This is a genomic window from Allocatelliglobosispora scoriae (assembly GCF_014204945.1).
GTDB lineage: Bacteria > Actinomycetota > Actinomycetes > Mycobacteriales > Micromonosporaceae > Allocatelliglobosispora > Allocatelliglobosispora scoriae.
This window is the reverse complement of sequence record NZ_JACHMN010000003.1, coordinates 2726131-2743100: the sequence shown is the minus strand read 5'-3', so window position 1 is coordinate 2743100 and position 16970 is coordinate 2726131. Positions and strand designations below refer to the sequence as shown.

The window sequence follows — 16970 nt, the reverse complement described above, 5'->3', positions numbered from 1 at the left end:
CCGATCAGGATCCGTCGGCGGACAGGGCGGTCCCGGCGATGTCATGGGCCTCCTGCGGGCCGATGCCGAGGCGGCGGGCGAGTGCGGCGTACTCATCGGCTGCTGTGACCAGGAGGCTTCGCGACTGGGCGGGCGTCAGGCGCGGCCGGTCGGCGACGACGGTGCCGGTGCGCACGCGGGCCGTGACGAGCCCGGCCGCCTCCAGCTCGCGATAGGACCGGGCGACCGTGCCCACCGCGAGGCCGAGGTCGGCGGCGAGCTGGCGGACCGGCGGCAACCTCGTCCCCGGCACCAGTACGCCAGTCTCGATCAGGACGGTGACCTGCTGCCGGATCTGCTCATAGGGCGGAACCGGACCGGCCGTGTCGACCTCGATGATCACGCGGGGCGGATCCGGTAGCGGCTCGGCACGACCGCCCCGGCGAACCGGGCGACGACCAGCACCAGCAGCGCCGCCACGGTCACCGCGACGGAATCGTCGGTCGGCAGCGCGACGAGCGCACAGTAGGACGCCAGCGCGAACCCGGCGGAGCAGAGCACCCGCAGCGACCTGGACCTGATCGCCGTCTCGGCGTCCGTCACATCGGCGGGACCGGCCGGCTGCGGGCGCAGCAGGACCCGATGCCGGACCAGCAGGACCGGCACGAGCACGGCCAGCGCGGCGAGGGCCCAGGCCGACGGGCGCCCGGCGAACAGCGTCCATGCCGTCGCGACCGCCCACCCCGCCGCCGCGACGAGCGGCAGCGCCCAGACGACGGGGTGCACGTAGTCACCGGCCCGGCGCACGGCGAGCGACGCCGAGCGGCGCACCCCCGTCGGCGTGGGGGCTAGGAGCAGCTCGGCGACGAGCGCTCCGGCGAACCACCCGGCGAAGACCGAGATGACGTCGATGCCGGGCTCGCCGGTGAACAGCCGCAGCGCCGCGGAGGTGACCGCCCCCGTGGCGGCACCCGCGCAGCGCCACCGGCGCGTGATCGCCAGGTAGGCGATGACCCGGTCGCCGTTGCCCGTCGTGATCGGCAGGCCGTGCTGCCGGGAGAATCCCGCCAGCCGGGCTCTCGACATCGGACCGTGCGCCCACCACCAGGCGAGCAGGACGGCGAGGGCCATGAGCCCACCGGTGACCGCGATCCGGAACGTCGTCATCTCCACCCTTTCAATGTATCAGTTGTTTGCTACATTGGCTCGCATGACCCTCGTCAGCGACAGCGTGTGGCAGAGCCTCGATCACCATGCCGGGCGGCTCCCCCGGCGTACCAGTCGGCGACTTGCGGCTGCCGGAGCCGCCGCGCTGGTGCTCTGCCTGCTCGCGGTCGCCGGATGGACGACCGGCGTCGTCTGGCCCCGCCTCGTCCTCGTCGGCGGGCAGGGCTCGAGCGCCGACAGCGCGGCGCACACGTTCGAACTCTCGCTCGAGGTCGCCAACGAAGGAATCCAGTCGGTGATCGTGGCCGACATCGGGCGCAGCGGACCCGGACTGCTGCTCACCCGCACCACCCCGGCCGTGCCGTTCGTCCTCGTGCCCGGCGAGAGGATCGAGATGACCGTCGCCTACCAGGTAACAGGCTGCGACGACGTGCCCACCCTCGACTGGCCGGTGCCGGTCTGGGTGGATCGGTTCATCGGCGCGCAGCGGGTGTGGGTCCACCCGCTCGGGACCACGTCCGCCGCGGCGCCCACCTCCTACACCTACTCCGGAGCAGATCCCTACCTCGTTCCCTGGCAGGTAGTCCTCGCCGCGCAGGCGTGCGGCCGGGCGCGGCCCTGAAAATTGTCATGCCGGCGGAGGATTAGGAGCGGGAAAAGGGGGTATGAGAGCGCTTCGGCCCCCCGAGAGGACTGACGATGAGTGTTGCCTTTCTTCCCGTGCCCGACGCCGATCAACCCTCGGCATCGACCCTCGACGACGGAGAGCTCGTCAGACAGACAGCGATGGCGTTCGACGCGTACAAGCGGGCGCTTGCCCTGAGCAGCGTCGACAGCCAGCTCCTCAACGAGCTGGTGGAGCTGCAGAGCGAATATCTGCGGCGCTTCCCCGGACGGGATCTCCCCCAGATCACGTCCCTCGACAATTTCTAGGGCCATCGGCGATCCGATAGGCCGATTCGGCCATCGATAGGCAAAACTGGGCCGATGGCCCGTCGGACAGTCCTCATCTCAGGGGCCAGCATCGCCGGCCCCACGCTGGCGTTCTGGCTGCACCGGGCCGGCCTGCGGGTCATCGTCGTCGAACGCGCCCCGCAGCTGCGCGGCGGCGGGCAGACCGTGGACGTGCGCGGGGCGGGCCGCGAGGTCGCCCGGCTGATGGGGATCGAGGACGCCGTCCGGGCGGCGTCGACCGGCGAGATCGGCATCCAGTTCGTCGACGCGACGGGTGCGGTGAAGGCGGCGTTCGGCGCCGAAGCGTTCGGCGGTGAGGGCCCGGTCGCGGACCTGGAGATCCTGCGCGGCGAGCTCGCACGCATCCTGCACGAACGCACCCGCGACGATGTGGAGTACATCTTCGGCGACGAGATCACCGCCATCGACGACACCGGTGACCGGGTCCGGGTCGGCTTCAAGCACGGTGCCGCCCGCGACGTGGACCTGGTGATCGCCGCCGACGGGAAGCGGTCGTCGACCCGCGACCTGGTCCTCGCGGACGCGAAGCGGGTGACGCCGCTCGGGCTGAGCATGGGCTACTTCACGATCCCGCGCGCCGACACCGACACCCGCTGGGCGCGCTGGCACAACCTGCCCGGCGGCCGCTCCGTCATGCTCCGGCCCGACAACCTCGGCACCACCCGGGTGCTGATGTCGTTCATGTCCGCGCCCGACGGACAGGAGCACCTCGACCCGGCGGCGCAGCGCGACCTGCTGCGGCGGGTCTACCGCGACGGCGGCTGGGAGGTGCCCCGAGCTCTGCGACACCTGGACGGCTCGCCGGACTTCTACTTCGAGTCGATCGCCCAGATCCGGATGGACCGCTGGTCGAGCGGGCGGGTGGCGGTCGTCGGCGACGCCGCCTACTGCGCCTCCCCGATCAGCGGCATGGGCACCAGCCTCGCGCTTGTCGGCGCGTACGTGCTCGCCGGCGAGCTCGGTCGGCAGCCCTCGCACGAGCAGGCGTTCGCCGATTACGAGCAGATCATGCGCCCGTACGCCGCCAAGGCCCAGAAGCTCCCGCCGGGCACTCCCGGGGTCGCCAATCCGCGGACCGCCTTCGGAATCAGCTGCCTCAACACGGTGCTGCGCCTGGCATCGACCCGGCCGGTGGCGCGGCTGCTGCGACCCATGCTGGCGCCGCCCGCGGGTGACTTCGCGCTCCCCCGGTACAGCTGACCACAGCGCCTTAAATTAAGTCTTGATTACCCGTAGCGGCACAGTAGGCGCTCGGGGTAGAAATATGCGCACCCCTCGCTCACACCCGGGCAGGCGTTCGGCATGTCGAGAGAGCGCTCTCCTCGATCGTACCGAGCAGCCTGTCCACATGCACCGTCCCTATTGAGAGCGCTGCCCGACCAGCGAGCGAGCGGGCAGCAGAGAGGACCCACACAACCATGAGCACACGTCCCAGGGGCACCACAGCGCTCCCGGCCGGTCGGCGGTCACCGCGGTTGAGGCTCGCCATCGGCCTGGTGGCGCTGGCCACCATCGGCTCGACCGCCGTCGCCAGCAGCGCCAGCGCAACGCCTCCCTCGCACGGCGCGCCGGACCTCGGATCGAACGTCACCATCTTCGATCCGACCACGCCGGTCAGCGAGATCCAGGCCGCCCTGGACGCCGCGAACGCCGCCCAGATCGATGCCGAGATGGGCACGAACCGGTTGGCGTTCTACTTCAAGCCGGGCACCTACGGCACTGCGGAGCAGCCGCTGCAGATCAAGGTGGGCTACTACACCGAGATCGCCGGTCTGGGGGCCTCCCCCACCGACGTGGTGATCAACGGCAAGTTCGAGGTCTACAACCGCTGCCTCGGCGACGGTGGGACCAGCAACTGCCTGGCGCTGGTGAACTTCTGGCGTACCCTGTCCAACCTGACGCTCAACGTCAACTCGGCTGGCCAGGACGGCTGCCGCGCCTCGGCCAACTTCTGGGCGGTGTCCCAGGCGGTGTCGATGCGCCGGCTCAACATCACCGGCGCCAACCTGTCGCTGATGGACTACTGCACCGCCGGACCGCAGTACGCCAGCGGTGGCTTCATCGCCGACTCCAAGCTGCCGTTCACGATCAACGGATCGCAGCAGCAGTGGCTGGTGCGCAACAGCGAGGTCGCCGGCTGGTCCAACGGCGTGTGGAACCAGGTGTTCTCCGGTGTGGTCGGCGCACCCAGCGAGGCCGACTTCCCGACCTCGCCCTACACCACGCTGGCGACGACACCGGTCAGCCGGGAGAAGCCGTACCTCTTCACCGACGCCGACGGCAAGCTCGCCGTCCGGGTGCCGTCGGCGCAGACCAACAGCAGCGGCATCAGCTGGGGCGCCGGGCTCACCCCCGGCCGGACAGTGCCGCTGCGCGACTTCTACATCGCCAAGCCGGGCGACTCCATCAAGGAGATCAACAAGGAACTCGCCCACGGCAAGAACCTGATCCTGACCCCCGGTGTCTACGACATCGACCGCAGCATCGAGGTCAAGCAGCGCAACACCGTCGTCCTCGGCCTCGGTCACGCCACCCTCACCGCCGTCAAGGGCTCCACCCCGCTCGACATCGCCGACGAGGACGGCATCGTCATCGCCGGAGTCACCGTCGACGCGGGCCTCAAGGAGTCGCCGGTCCTGGTGCGGGTCGGCAAGAAGAACGGCCACGGCCACTCGGGCTCGGCATCGAACCCGACCACGCTGTCCGACCTCTACTTCCGGGTCGGCGGTCCGCACATCGGCAAGGCCGACACGGCACTGCAGGTCAACAGCGACAACGTGATCATCGACCACGCCTGGGTATGGCGTGGCGACCACGGCGTGGAAGGCTTCACCGACACGCAGCGCTGGAACACCAACACCGGACGCTACGGCGCGGTCATCAACGGTGACAACGTCACCGCGACCGGCCTGTTCGTCGAGCACTTCCAGAAATACAACACCGTCTGGAACGGCGAGCACGGCACCACCATCCTCTACCAGAACGAGCTGCCCTACGACCCGCCGACGCAGGCGGATTGGATGAACGGCTCGGTCGAGGGGTACGCCGGTTACAAGGTCGGCAGCCACGTACGCACCCACAACCTCTACGGCGCGGGCGTCTACGTGTTCAACCAGAACAACCCGTCGATCCACACGGAGAACGGGTTCGAGGTGCCGAACCGGCCCGGCGTCCAGCTGCACCACATCATGACGGTGAACCTGAGCGCGGGCATCATCGACCACGTGGTCAACGGGTTCGGCGGTCCGGCCGACACCACCGGCATCGGTGTGCCGGTCTACATCACCGACTACCCGACGCCGTAACGTCGGCGGCGGGATGTCAACGCGGGCGGGTCGGAGCAATCCGGCCCGCCCGTCACGTTTTCCCCAGCCTCAGCCGGGTTCGCCGCCGAACTCCACCGAGATCAGACCGCCCGCCAGCCCGTCGGTCAGGTCCCGTGTCAGGTCGCGGCCCTGCCGCACCGCCGTGGCGAGCGCGATCTGAAAGGCGGCGAGGTCGCGGAAGGCGGCCCCGTATGTCCGCTGGGTCGCGATGGGGAGCACCGGGATCGCGAGCCGCCGCACGTCGATGCGCAGCATGCCCGCCGCCGTCGTCGAGACCCGGCCGCCGAGCCGCGCGTTGTCGGTGCGCGACAGCACCCCGGCGAGAAACCAAGGATCAAGAACATCAGGGTCGACGCGTACGGCGTGCACGCCCGGACCGAGCTCCGCACCGACCTGCTCCGGGGTCGCGACCCGGGCGACCAGTTCGCGAGCCACCACCGGAATGAGCACGTCATCCGGCCGGATCCGAGTCTCGCCGGGCTGATCCGCCCCCTGCGAAGCGATCCCGGTGGGTGGACCGCCCGCGACGACATCGGGACCGGTGACCGCAGGCACCTGCGGTCCGTTCTCCGGCTGCTCGTCGCGGGTGCGGACGATCGCGCGGTGCACGGAGAGGCTGCCGGATCGGACGAGGTCGGCGATGTCCGCGGATGGTGCATCCGCCATCGGCTCGGCATCGGTGACCCTGGCCGACGGCAGCCCGTCCCGGATCTCGTCGAGCAGATCGCGGAAGCTCTTCAGCTGCGAGCGAAGGTCACCGGCGTTGAGCGACGGGCGGCTCGCCAGCGGCAGATATCGCCGAGGCGTCAGGTCGACCTCGTCGTCGATGACATCGACCGCGGGCACGATCCGGTAGATGCCGGACTCGTGATCCGGTCCCCCGCTCCCGTAGGCCGTCCAGGCACGCTCGACGACCTCCCGTACAAACGCGATGTTTTCGGCTCTGGACGGCGCCTTGCCCGGCGCGGACTGCGCGCTGTCGACGAACAGGAGCCTCGGGTCGGGAACCGACCCGGGCTCCGGCCGGACCAGAACCCACAGATGCAGGCCGATCGCGGCCGGCGGCATGAGTCCGGCCGGGAGCGCGATGACCGCCTGCAGCGCGCCTCGCCGGACGAGCTCGCTGCGGATACGCCGACCGGCCGGCCGCGCTGCGGCCGCAGGGGGCATGAGCAGCACCGCGCGCTTGCCCGGAAGGAGATGAGCGAGGGCGTGCTGGACCCAGGCGAGCTCGGGTTCCGTGCGCGGGGGCAGACCGAATGTCCATCGTGGATCGTAGGCCAGCTTCTCGTGGCCCCAGTCGTGGATGCCGAACGGTGCGTTTGCGACGACGGCATCGGCGAGCAGCTCCGGGAAGCCGTCGGCGAGCAGGCTGTCCCCCACCGAGACGACCGGCGGTTCGGCCGGAAGGCCGGCCCTGACCGCTTCCTCGTAGACGAACCACACCCGCAGCAGCGTCGTCAACGCGTGCTGCCGCTTGATCTCCTGCGCGAAGCACTGGAACCCCACCCCGGCATGCAGTGCCCGCTCGGCCGCTGCCCGCATGACCGAGCCGGTGCCGCTGGAGAAATCGAAGATCCGCGGCCCGGAGCTGGCGAGCATCACCATGATCTCGGCGACATCGTCCGGGGTGGCGTCGGGGCCGGTCAGCGATCGGGTCGACGTGACGTACTGCGTGTGGAGATATTCGAAGGCCGCGCCAGGATCCTGCTCCTGGCCGAGCTGCACGGCCGCCGTCAGAATCGTCTCCAGCTGCGGTGACCACGCAGCCGGGGCGACCTCTCCGACCAGGTCCGCCAGTGCGGCGTTGCGCGAGCGGAGCCGGGCGAGAAGCCGCTCCGGTGAGAGCAGCCGCGCACGGGGACCCGGTGCCGGTTGGCCGGACTGAGCCAGCAGGTAGGCACCGACCAGACACAGTGTGTCGCCCATGTGGGCGGCCTGCGTCAAGCTCTCGATGTGCCGCCAGACCAGCTCCCCGGTCGACGTGGCGCGCAGCTTCCCCTGCTGGGTCAGCCAGCTCTCGATCGCGGCAGCGTCGAAGACCGGGCTCGCCGCCGTGCCGCCGACCGGGAGCGGGAAGTCCGCGTAGCGGCGGCGCCAGTTGCTCACGGCCGCCCGGCCGACGGCCGCCATCTTCGCGATGCCGCTCGCGGTCACGGTCGCCTGGCGGCTCGAGCTGTCGGCCTGGTCGCGGTCCATTCGTGAATCCTACAACGTTGGGTACGCTTGTGTATGCGGTTCACGTTAGTCAATTCTTGTGTATTAAGTTCACAAGCGATTTCCCCTTGACGCCCGCCGCTTGCGGGTGCTTTGCTGGTGGAGCCCGGGAAACACCGGGCAGTCGACAAGGGAGATCCGATGGGACGCCGAGGGCACAGCACCACGATCGGAAAGATCGCCAAAATCGAACGGGACCGCCGCGTCTCCGAGATCCGCGTCCTCGGTGAAATCATTCGCAAAGAGCAGGTGAACCAGCCTCTCGAACCGGTCAGCGCTTCTGCCTGATCGCCTTGCCGCCACCACCGATCCCGTGACCCGAAGGAGGACCATGAACACCGTTGTCCGCTCTGCCAACCTCGACAGCGACTGCGCAGCTCGATCAGTTCCCGCCCGTCGCCTATCTGGCCGAGGGTTCTCAGCTCTACTCTAGGACGATCGGCGTCACGCCACTGCGCATCGACTACCGGCGCGTGAGCCTGGACCCGGCCCTCGGCCAGCTCATCTCGAACGCATACATGGCAGCCCCCACCTGGGACGAATCCGCGTTCGCCGCCTACGAGGCTTTCCGCCGGGAGACCATCCAGCAGTTCGGCTTCCTCGTCGGCAGCACGAAGGTCGGCAGCCTCGGGGTCACCGTCGAGTTCACGGAGACAGATCCCTACAGCGACGCGGAATCCATGACGCACGACCTGTCGGAGCGGCGGCTGAAGGTCTTCTCCACCAGGGGAGCCGGCAACCCGCATCCGCTCCTGACCGACCGGGAGAACGACATGTTCCGCGCCGTTCATGACGCATTCGGGCATGCGGCGAGTGGCCGAGGATTCAGCCGGGACGGCGAGGAGGCCGCGTGGTTGAAGCACTGCTTCATGTATTCGGCGCTCGCCCGGCGGGCTCTGACCACGGAGACTCGCGGACAGAGCTGTGCGCAGTCATTCCACTATGGAGGGCATTGCTTTCCTGAGCAGAAGGTCGTGCTCCTGCCGAAGAACTTCAGCGATCCGAGCTCCGTGCGGTTGGGAGGGGAGCCCGCATTCGCGTGATTCACGGCGATCAACGTACGGTCTGCGGCTGCCACGATTCGGACGCGTTCGGGACCGTGGCAGCGCGCGGCAGGCGGGAGCGGCCGGGCTTTCCTATCATCGGATCGCGCCTGTCGAGGAAGCCTGTGGTTCTCGCTCTGCTTCACTGAACAGCTCTGGATCACCCCCGCAAGCGCAGGGAGCACAACAGGTCGACCCGGTGGGGGTGTTCTGCCCCGGATCACCCCCGCAAGTGCGGGAGCCGACCATGTCGGCCACTGGGTTCGTCTCGATTTACGGATCACCCCGGATGCGCCGGGGAGCACAGCTCAGCGCCCGGGGCGAGACCGAAATCGTGGGGATCACCCCCGCATGCGCGGGGAGCACATCCACAGCTACAGCCATCGCCCGAACCTCCAGGGATCACCCCCGCATGCGCGGGGAGCACGCGCACCGGGACTACCCGTGGTGGCACGTGGCGGGATCACCCCCGCATGCGCGGCGAGCACGGGTGTCCTCGTGGAGCAGGCCGAGGATGCGGGGGATCACCCCCGCATGCGCGGGGAGCACAGTGGTGGTGCGTCGACCCGTCAGCCGCAGGCCGGATCACCCCCGCATGCGCGGGGAGCACGGCCCGGTGCGCCTGCCCCGTAGGCGGCCGCCGGGATCACCCCCGCATGCGCGGGGAGCACATCCCGTGCCCGGGTTCGCCCCCATGCCCCCCGGGATCACCCCCGCATGCGCGGGGAGCACGAGGACCGCCGCAAGGTCCTCGTCGTTCTCCGCGGATCACCCCCGCATGCGCGGGGAGCACCATCCGTGCGCCCGCAGCGACGCGTGCACGGCGGGATCACCCCCGCATGCGCGGGGAGCACATCGGGGGCGTCCGCCGGCCAGATGGCGATGGGGTGCGGCGTGGCGGGATCACCCCCGCATGCGCGGGGAGCACGCCGAAGCTCCGGGCCCTCCTGTGGCGACTTACGGATCACCCCCGCATGCGCGGGGAGCACGGGTCCGTGGTCCCCGCCCTGTACCGCAGAATGGGGATCACCCCCGCATGCGCGGGGAGCACGCGGAGGGCTCCCAGCCCAGCGACTCCCAGGTCGGATCACCCCCGCATGCGCGGGGAGCACGTGGACACCGTGCACGCGTTCCTGCGGACGATGGGATCACCCCCGCATGCGCGGGGAGCACCACGCCTGCACGGATAGACATTCGCTATCTCCCGGATCACCCCCGCATGCGCGGGGAGCACTCTGCGCCCTTCCTGCTTAGCAGCTTCACGTTGGGATCACCCCCGCATGCGCGGGGAGCACGCTATGGCTACCTCAGGAACATCACGATCCACAGGATCACCCCCGCATGCGCGGGGAGCACGCCGCCGCCGCCGCTGGCGTGGTCGTGAGGCACGGATCACCCCCGCATGCGCGGGGAGCACCAGACCATGCGTCTCATCGACCAGACTCGCGCCGGATCACCCCCGCATGCGCGGGGAGCACGTGGAGATCGTCGCGGTCACCCCGATGCGCAACGGATCACCCCCGCATGCGCGGGGAGCACGTTGCTGAACCGCTCGCGCTCGGCGGCGGTGAGGGATCACCCCCGCATGCGCGGGGAGCACAGGTCCCATCGCTGGGCCCGCCTCGGTCCTGACGGATCACCCCCGCATGCGCGGGGAGCACTCCGGCCCGCGATGTGGTCGGTCCTCGGCGCGCGGATCACCCCCGCATGCGCGGGGAGCACGCGAAGATGTCGCCATCCTTGGTGGACGCGTACGGATCACCCCCGCATGCGCGGGGAGCACGCCTTCGGCGGCAACGGGGTGGTCTGGTTGTGCGGATCACCCCCGCATGCGCGGGGAGCACCCCGGGGTGACGCCCAGCACCCGGATGCCGTGCGGATCACCCCGCATGCGCGGGGAGCACCCACGGACACCGGTCGCCGCACTGTTGAAACCGGGATCACCCCCGCATGCGCGGGGAGCACGGAACGGGTTCCATCGACGTTGCATCATCAGGAGGATCACCCCCGCATGCGCGGGGAGCACACTTGTCTACCTGGGGCGCCGGAGATCAACCCGGCTAATTTTCATCACTATAACTGGCATCCCCGGAACCCCCGCCACGGTTCCTCCGGCCGAACTTCCGCCTCTTCGCCGCCTTGCTCCACCCTTCTGGCAGCGCAGCGTTCCGCAGGACACTCTCCACCGGCCGACGCATCAGCACGACCCCGTCGACATCGACCGGTACCCAATGATGATCGTGCACAAGAAACGAAAGCCGCTGCTCGCCGCGCACCTGGAAGACCATCAGCGCGCGGCCGGGTCCGGCCATCTCCACCACCCGGCTCCAGAGCCGCTGACGCACCCTCGCACTGATATGTCCAACATAGACACCTGCCGACAGCTCCAGCAGCCATTGCGTCAGATTCCCGCGCAAACCTGCCGGACAAGCGGTCAGAACGATGACCGTCATACATCGTCCCAGTCGATGAAATCTCCGTGGTTGCGCCCACCCGCAAGCTCGATCCCTGTCTCGTCCCAGAGCTTGACCAGGTCGGGCTCCGCCCAACCTTCGTCGATGGGCCCGGCCTCGCCGCCCAGCAGCAACGCGCGAATGTCACGCACACACCTGGTCAAAATCGACCCATCGTGTACGCGGTCCCGCACCGCCCTGCGCGCCCGACTCCCGATGTCCGCCTCTCCACTCGCGACGATGTCAAACGCGACCGGAATCGTCACCTCCGCCTTGTAGAGGTCGGCGATGTCATAGACGAAGGCCCGCTCGTGTCCCGTGTGGACGAATCCGAGCCCCGGCGAAGCGCCGACCGCCACGATGACCGCGTGCACGATGCCGTAGAGGCAGGCGTGCGCGGCGGAGAGCGCCTGGTTGATGGCGTCGCCGTCCTCGAACTGTTCCGGGTTGTAATCGCGGCTGCGCCAGGTGACACCGGTCCGCTCGGCGTGCTCTCGGTAGGAGCGGCGGACCCGGGCGCCTTCCTTGCCCCGCAACTGCTGCATGGTGAGGTCGGCGGTGCTTTCCCCGGGGAAACGCATGCCATACATCGCTCGGGCGACGCTGAGCCGACGGTCCCGGTGCGAGACCGCTGCGGCCTGGGCGATGAGCAGCCGGGTCGACGAGGCGAGCGACCGGCCGTGGGCGTAGTAGCGGACGCCCCGCTCGCCGACCCAGATGGCGGTGGCACCGTGGTCGGCGAGCAGGGCGATGGCCTGGTGGGTGATGCTGGTGCCGGGTCCCAGCATCAGTACGCCGATCGAGGCAGCCGGGATGTGCATGACGCCTCGGTCGTCGGCGGCGGTGATGGCGTTGCTGTCGCGGTGGATGACGCTTCGTTCGAGGTAGAGGAAGCTGATCCGGTCCTCTGCCCGGACGAGGTCGGGGATCTCCGCCGGCGGCACGCCGGGAATCTTCATCCCTACCGCACCGGTGCCAGGGTGAGCAGTCCGCACCCGTACGCCTTGGCGTGGCCGAGGCCGCCGGTGAGCGTACGCCGGAACGCCTCGACATCGGTGATGTCCAGGATCCCGTCGTAGGTCGCGGTGACGAGGGTGACCGAGCCGTTGCCGCGCCGGAAGGTGACGTTCTGCCGTCGGTGAAGCATGAGGTTGGGGCCGCCGTCATCCTGATCCGCGACGGTGAACCCGTGTCGGGCGGCGCGATTGACGAGCCAGTCGGCCTGCTCGGCCTCGCGGAGGTAGCCGAACCGCTGCGTCTCCTTCGCGTCCTTCGTCAGGCGCCCGTTGTGGACGGGATTGGCGGTGAGCCGGAAGGCCCATCGCTGGCCGTTCCTCAGCGAGCCGAGCAGCCCGTCGTAGTCCCGGGTGTCCCAGGTGTCCGTGGTGGGCCAGCCGGCCTGCTCGACGAGGTGGGTCAGATCCGGCTTGCCGGGGCTGACCACGTAGAGGTGCACGGTGGCCGGTGCGGGTGCGTCGAGGCGCCAGAGGGTCCGCGTACCCTCGCGCTCGTGGTCTTCGGGGTTGGCGAAAGCCGCACGGACCGCGGCGTGCATCGTGTGCGGGGAGCCGAGGAGCTTGCGCGCCCCGCGGCGGGCGGTGTTGATCCGGAACCTGGTCAGGTACACGCTCATCCCCCTACCAGGGTCATCGGGTCGTGGTCGTCTGCGACGCCGACAGCGTTGGCGATCCGGTCGGTGTGGCTGCGGACGACGGGCCGCCATGCGTACTGCCGGTGTGCCGGATCGAAGCTGACCGGCTCGTCCAGCACGGTTTCTGATACGCGCTCGCCCGGCCTGGCATCTCGGATGATCTCGAGTCGGACCGACTGGTAGGACTTCTTCTTGAATTGCTCTGTCGCGAGCCAGTCGAACGTGTCGAGCCGATCCTCCAGCTCGCCGTCGTGAACGCCCAGGCTGACCGGCCCGGCCGGTGGGCAGGACCGTCGGCCGAGGTAGAGCGGGAACTTCGGCCTGCGCAGCGCGTCGTGCAGACCGTGCAGCAGTTCCGCGTCGCCGCTGACCCCCGCGAGGAAGATCGCGTCGGCGAGGTAGTAGCGGTAGGTCAGCGGCATGCTGTCGCGGCCGTCGAGGCTTCGCGCGGTCTGGAAGTCCCGGATGATCTGTCCGGGCTGGTCCAGCCGCACGCCGAACCGCAGCTCCAGCAGCTCGGTGAGCGGCTCGGTCCGGCGGATGCCCCGGGCTGCGGCGAGCAGGCCGAGTACGCCGCTCTTGGTCGGTGCGATCTCGGTGTTGCGGTGGGCGAAGCGGCTGGACGCCCCCCAGGACTGCAGGGGCGCTGCCAGCCGCAGCAGCAGCACGCTCATGCGGACTGCCCGAGCCGCGCCGCGACCAGCTCCCCCACGCCGACGACGAGCGCGTTGAACGGCACCGACTCGCCGAGGCCGGCGAGCGCGTCGGCCTGCGTCCCGGCGAGGGTGACCCAGCTTTGGACCGGCTGCTCGCCGAAGGCGTTCTCCACCTGCTTGGTGTGGTCGGCGAGCGCGTCCGCCGCGAGCTTGATCCGGCCGCTGCTCTGGCTCTCGGTGACCGGTGTCTCGAACGCACCGACCAGGTTGATCGACTGCGTCTCGCGGACCCGCACCACCACGGCGTCGGGCAGCGTGCGGTGGGCGAAGGTGTTCTGCTTGCCGGTGGGCATGCTGCGCACGAACGCCGTCACGAACGCCTCCACCGCCGCCCGCGTCGCGGCATCGTCGCCCAGCGTCTGCTGCAGGAGGTTCACGTCGACGGTGGCGTACCGGTAGAGCGTCGAGGAGTTGAACTCGACCGTGCCGATCATTCCCGCACCGGTCTCATTGTTGTCCTGCTTGCGGTCGTCGACCGCGGTGAAGTAGTCGAACTCGTTGTCGACGGCGTGCACGCTGATCGCGTGCGACACCTGGCAGGCGGCGTCGACGTTGATGTCGGGGAGGTCGGCGACCATCCGGCCGAACAGGGCGATGTCGATGCTGTGCTCGGTGTTGGCCAACGCCCGCACGACCTTGCCGTCGAGGGGCTTGTCGTTGTTGGCCGACTCCACCGCGACGGCCGCGAGGTTGTCGAGCTGGCGGTGGCTGAGGAAGAGCAGGTAGCCGGACTCCACGTCGCCGCTCTCCTCGGCGTCCTTCTTGTCGGCCTTCTTCTTCTCGGTCTTCAGGCCCGACGCGGCGAAGACCGCAGCCGCCAGCTCGGATTTCCGATCGGCGAGCGACGGGTCCAGTGCCGCGATCCGTTCGGCGAGCGACTCCCCCACCCGCTTGGTGCGCTCGCCGAGCTGGGAGTCGTCGAGCAGGTCGGCGAAGGCGAGCCGCACAGCCCGCTTCCACGCCTGGCTGGAGACCCGTGCCCGGCGTACGCCGCCGTAGTAGGCGGTCTTCGGCGAGCCGGTGTCGTCGCGGTTGATGTTGCTCGGCGGCACGGTCTGCAGGATGTGAATGTCGATGATCGTGCGCGTGTCCTGGGCCGTCGTCATGGCTGGTTCTCCTCGGTCGATTCGGTCTCGGTGGTCTCGTCAGCGGATCTGGTCGGCTTGCTGCGGAAGAACTCGCGGCCCCACACGGCTTGGACCTGGGCTCGGCCGCCCGGTCGGCGCATCGTCCTGAGATCGTCGGCGAGCAGTCCGTAGTCGAGCGCGATGCGGTGCTCGCGGAGCATCACGACAAGGCTCCGCAGGTGATAGAGGGCTTCGCCGAAGGTGGCTGCCGTACCCAGGGTCGAGAACCGGCGCCGGACCCCGTCCGTCGAGCCGACCACCCGGCTGAGTTCGGCGATCGCCGTACCGAGCCCTCGCTGGTCGACGTGCATCCGCTCCCGGCGGGACTGCTGGTGCAGTGCGTAGAGGGTCACGGCGGCGTGCTTGGCGTGCTCAGCGTCGGAGGCTGCCCCGTCATCGGGCAGCCAGTCGCCGAGCAGGTCGTCAGGGACCGCGAGGTAGCCGTCGAGGGTGTAGTCGAAGCCGGGTTCACGACCGATCCCCCGGCGGAGTCTGGCCAGCGCGCCGATGGCTTCCTGGCGCTCCCTCAGGAAGTTGTTCTGGAGCGCGAAGACCGTCTTGGCGACATCGTCGCCCAGCGGTCCGCGTCGGCGCGAGTAACGTCGACGGCCGTCTTCGGCCGACGGTTTCTCCTCTGCGACAGCGGTGGTCATGCGGGTACCTCCTCCTTGGCTGATGTGTCGAACGCCAGCTCCAGTGCCTTGTAGATCTTTCTCCGGAACCAGGCTTCGGCCTGCGCGCTGCAGTAGTGGACGTCCTTGCCGTTGTCGCGCTCGACCCGGCCGACCGCGGCGGCCGGACCGGCGGCGGCGATCATGTCCCGCCCGAGCCGCACGACGACCTTCAGCACCGTCCGCTGCCACGCCCGCCGTTCCGCCAGGGCATCCGAGCCGGTTCCCAGCCTGGCCAGCCAGCGGCGGAAGTGCCGGTCCAGCTCCGCGTAGGCGGCAGCCGCGGCCCGGTCCGCGGCACCGTTGTCGGTCCCCTGCCCGGCCGCGGCACGCACCAGGTCCGCCGCGAGCGAGCGCAGCACCTTCACCGCCTCCTCCGCGTCGCCCGCGCTGTCCACCACGGTGGTACGCAGCTCAGCCTCGCCGCTGACGACCTGGACGTTCATCGTCAGGGAGTCACCGAACACCTCGCTCGTGGTGGCCTGCTGCACGCCGTAGGTGATGCTCACCGCCCGGGACGTGACGGTGAAGTCGTCACCGAGCACGCGATGGACCCGGAGCCGGGCCAGCCACTGCATGACCAGCGGCGACAAGCGCTGAGGCGGCTCGCTGCCACCCGATGCCGGCGGTGGAAGGAGGGTCTCCAGCCCGCGCCACAGTGCCCGGGTGTGATCGTGCGGGCGGGGCAGGTAGATCGGGACGCGCTTGGCCTCGCGTTCCCGGGGTCCGCTGCGGCCGAAGACGCTGAGCGGCTCCATGAGCTGCCGGTCCTGCCACTCGATCTTGTCGCCGTTGGCGACCATCGCGCCGGTGATGCCGTGGCGATCGCCGTTGAGCCGGATGCGCCGCGACTGCCAGGTGTAGAGGCTGAGCACTCCGAACGGGCCCCTCGCCGTCGCCGGTTCCTCGCTGGGTCCGTGCGGCTCGCGCTCCCAGACCGGCAGGTCCCGCGCGTCGGATGCGAGCAGTCCGGGACCGGTCGGGACCAGGTTGAGCAGCAGGGTCTCCCGCAGAGTCGCCCCCTCCAGGTAGACACCCCCGAGCGAACCCGCCGAGCCGACACCGATCGGGTAGCCCCGACCGCCCTTGACCCGGGCGTCACCGACCGCGCCGGACTTGATCCCCGACGGGTCGAAGGCCTGGCAGTGCAGCAGCCAGCGCGCCGCCTCGGCCGCGGAGATCCGGTCCATCCCGGTGCCGGCTCGCGTCGTGAGGAAGGGAAAGCCGTTGGGCACGTCGGCGATGAGCCGCTCCAGCCCGAAGACCTCGCCTTTCGCCGTCTGCAGGTCGGCCACCTGGTAGAACGGTCGCTCCGGGTGGAGCAGATCGAACCTGTCCCGGAAAGCGGCGAGGTAATCCTCCACATCGGATAGTGGCAGGCCGGGCTGCTTCCACAGCTCTCGCCAGGCCGTCTCGCCCGGTGGGCCGTCAGTCGCCCGGTGCAGGATCGCCAGTGCCAGCCGCAGGATCGCGAACGACTGGGTCGGCAGTTCGCACGCGAGCATCCGAAGCTCGCCCGCGTCGGCGAACAGCCCGCGCAGCGACACCTCACGCAGCCGCCCACTCAGATCCAGCACCGGTATCCAGGGCTCATCCATCAGCGAAAATCCTTGCTCGTTCACACATCACCTCCTATTGATGACAT

The 16970-nt window shown here is 69.6% G+C and carries 16 protein-coding genes and 1 CRISPR repeat array; of the genes, 6 read left to right on the top strand and 10 right to left on the bottom strand.

Annotation, left to right across the window (positions count from 1 at the left end):
- Positions 1-4 precede the first annotated feature (4 nt).
- Both F4553_RS41550 and F4553_RS41545 read right to left on the bottom strand, forming a co-directional pair.
- Entirely contained in the window at positions 5-382 is a 378-nt protein-coding gene (locus F4553_RS41550) for a GntR family transcriptional regulator (RefSeq protein WP_312875549.1), read from the bottom strand.
- Entirely contained in the window at positions 379-1152 is a 774-nt protein-coding gene (locus tag F4553_RS41545; protein ID WP_246467607.1) for a hypothetical protein, read from the bottom strand. Before F4553_RS41545 ends, F4553_RS41550 begins: the two co-directional genes overlap by 4 nt.
- 37 nt (positions 1153-1189) lie before the next feature.
- On the opposite strand from F4553_RS41545, the gene F4553_RS38415 reads away from it, so the two are divergent.
- The 4 genes from F4553_RS38415 (at position 1190) to F4553_RS38400 (ending at position 5426) form a co-directional block, all read left to right on the top strand.
- The gene (locus tag F4553_RS38415; protein ID WP_184846411.1) at positions 1190-1768 is read left to right on the top strand and encodes a hypothetical protein; all 579 of its coding nucleotides are present in this window, start codon (positions 1190-1192) and stop codon (positions 1766-1768) included.
- Between the two features lie 77 nt (positions 1769-1845).
- Positions 1846-2079: a hypothetical protein gene (locus tag F4553_RS38410; RefSeq protein ID WP_184846409.1), complete on the top strand. Its 234-nt coding sequence runs from the start codon at positions 1846-1848 to the stop codon at positions 2077-2079.
- Between the two features lie 54 nt (positions 2080-2133).
- Positions 2134-3321 (top strand): FAD-dependent monooxygenase, encoded by a 1188-nt coding sequence (locus F4553_RS38405; RefSeq protein ID WP_184846407.1) that lies wholly within the window; start codon positions 2134-2136, stop codon positions 3319-3321.
- Between the two features lie 218 nt (positions 3322-3539).
- Positions 3540-5426 (top strand): pectate lyase-like domain-containing protein, encoded by a 1887-nt coding sequence (locus F4553_RS38400; RefSeq protein WP_184846404.1) that lies wholly within the window; start codon positions 3540-3542, stop codon positions 5424-5426.
- A gap of 69 nt (positions 5427-5495) precedes the next feature.
- Here the strand turns inward: F4553_RS38400 and F4553_RS38395 are convergent, their stop codons facing one another.
- The gene (locus tag F4553_RS38395; RefSeq protein ID WP_184846402.1) at positions 5496-7646 is read right to left on the bottom strand and encodes an N-6 DNA methylase; all 2151 of its coding nucleotides are present in this window, start codon (positions 7644-7646) and stop codon (positions 5496-5498) included.
- A gap of 159 nt (positions 7647-7805) precedes the next feature.
- Here F4553_RS38395 and F4553_RS38390 point away from each other — a divergent pair, with 159 nt between their 5' ends.
- Positions 7806-7952: a hypothetical protein gene (locus F4553_RS38390; protein ID WP_184846400.1), complete on the top strand. Its 147-nt coding sequence runs from the start codon at positions 7806-7808 to the stop codon at positions 7950-7952.
- 53 nt (positions 7953-8005) lie between these two features.
- Positions 8006-8707: a hypothetical protein gene (locus tag F4553_RS38385; protein ID WP_246467605.1), complete on the top strand. Its 702-nt coding sequence runs from the start codon at positions 8006-8008 to the stop codon at positions 8705-8707.
- A gap of 338 nt (positions 8708-9045) precedes the next feature.
- Positions 9046-10551: direct repeats of the CRISPR family, unit length 28 nt; unit sequence GGATCACCCCCGCATGCGCGGGGAGCAC.
- A gap of 216 nt (positions 10552-10767) precedes the next feature.
- Here F4553_RS38385 and cas2e read toward each other — a convergent pair.
- The 7 genes from cas2e to casA are packed head-to-tail and all read right to left on the bottom strand — an operon-like array spanning position 10768 to position 16923.
- Entirely contained in the window at positions 10768-11160 is a 393-nt protein-coding gene (gene cas2e, locus F4553_RS38380; protein WP_184846398.1) for a type I-E CRISPR-associated endoribonuclease Cas2e, read from the bottom strand.
- Complete coding sequence (gene cas1e / locus F4553_RS38375) at positions 11157-12119, bottom strand: type I-E CRISPR-associated endonuclease Cas1e (protein WP_184846396.1); 963 nt, start codon at positions 12117-12119, stop codon at positions 11157-11159. The genes cas2e and cas1e overlap by 4 nt, the downstream gene beginning before the upstream one ends.
- Positions 12120-12121: 2 nt before the next feature.
- A complete protein-coding gene (gene cas6e, locus F4553_RS38370) occupies positions 12122-12793 on the bottom strand; it encodes a type I-E CRISPR-associated protein Cas6/Cse3/CasE (RefSeq protein WP_221470649.1) in 672 nt (223 codons plus the stop codon).
- On the bottom strand, positions 12790-13485 hold the full coding sequence (cas5e, locus tag F4553_RS38365; protein WP_184846393.1) for a type I-E CRISPR-associated protein Cas5/CasD: 696 nt from the start codon (positions 13483-13485) through the stop codon (positions 12790-12792). Before cas5e ends, cas6e begins: the two co-directional genes overlap by 4 nt.
- Positions 13482-14633, bottom strand: a complete 1152-nt coding sequence (gene cas7e / locus F4553_RS38360; RefSeq protein WP_184846391.1) for a type I-E CRISPR-associated protein Cas7/Cse4/CasC — start codon at positions 14631-14633, stop codon at positions 13482-13484. Before cas7e ends, cas5e begins: the two co-directional genes overlap by 4 nt.
- Entirely contained in the window at positions 14630-15307 is a 678-nt protein-coding gene (gene casB, locus F4553_RS38355; protein WP_184846389.1) for a type I-E CRISPR-associated protein Cse2/CasB, read from the bottom strand. The genes cas7e and casB overlap by 4 nt, the downstream gene beginning before the upstream one ends.
- Complete coding sequence (casA, locus tag F4553_RS38350) at positions 15304-16923, bottom strand: type I-E CRISPR-associated protein Cse1/CasA (RefSeq protein WP_184846387.1); 1620 nt, start codon at positions 16921-16923, stop codon at positions 15304-15306. Before casA ends, casB begins: the two co-directional genes overlap by 4 nt.
- Positions 16924-16970 lie beyond the last annotated feature (47 nt).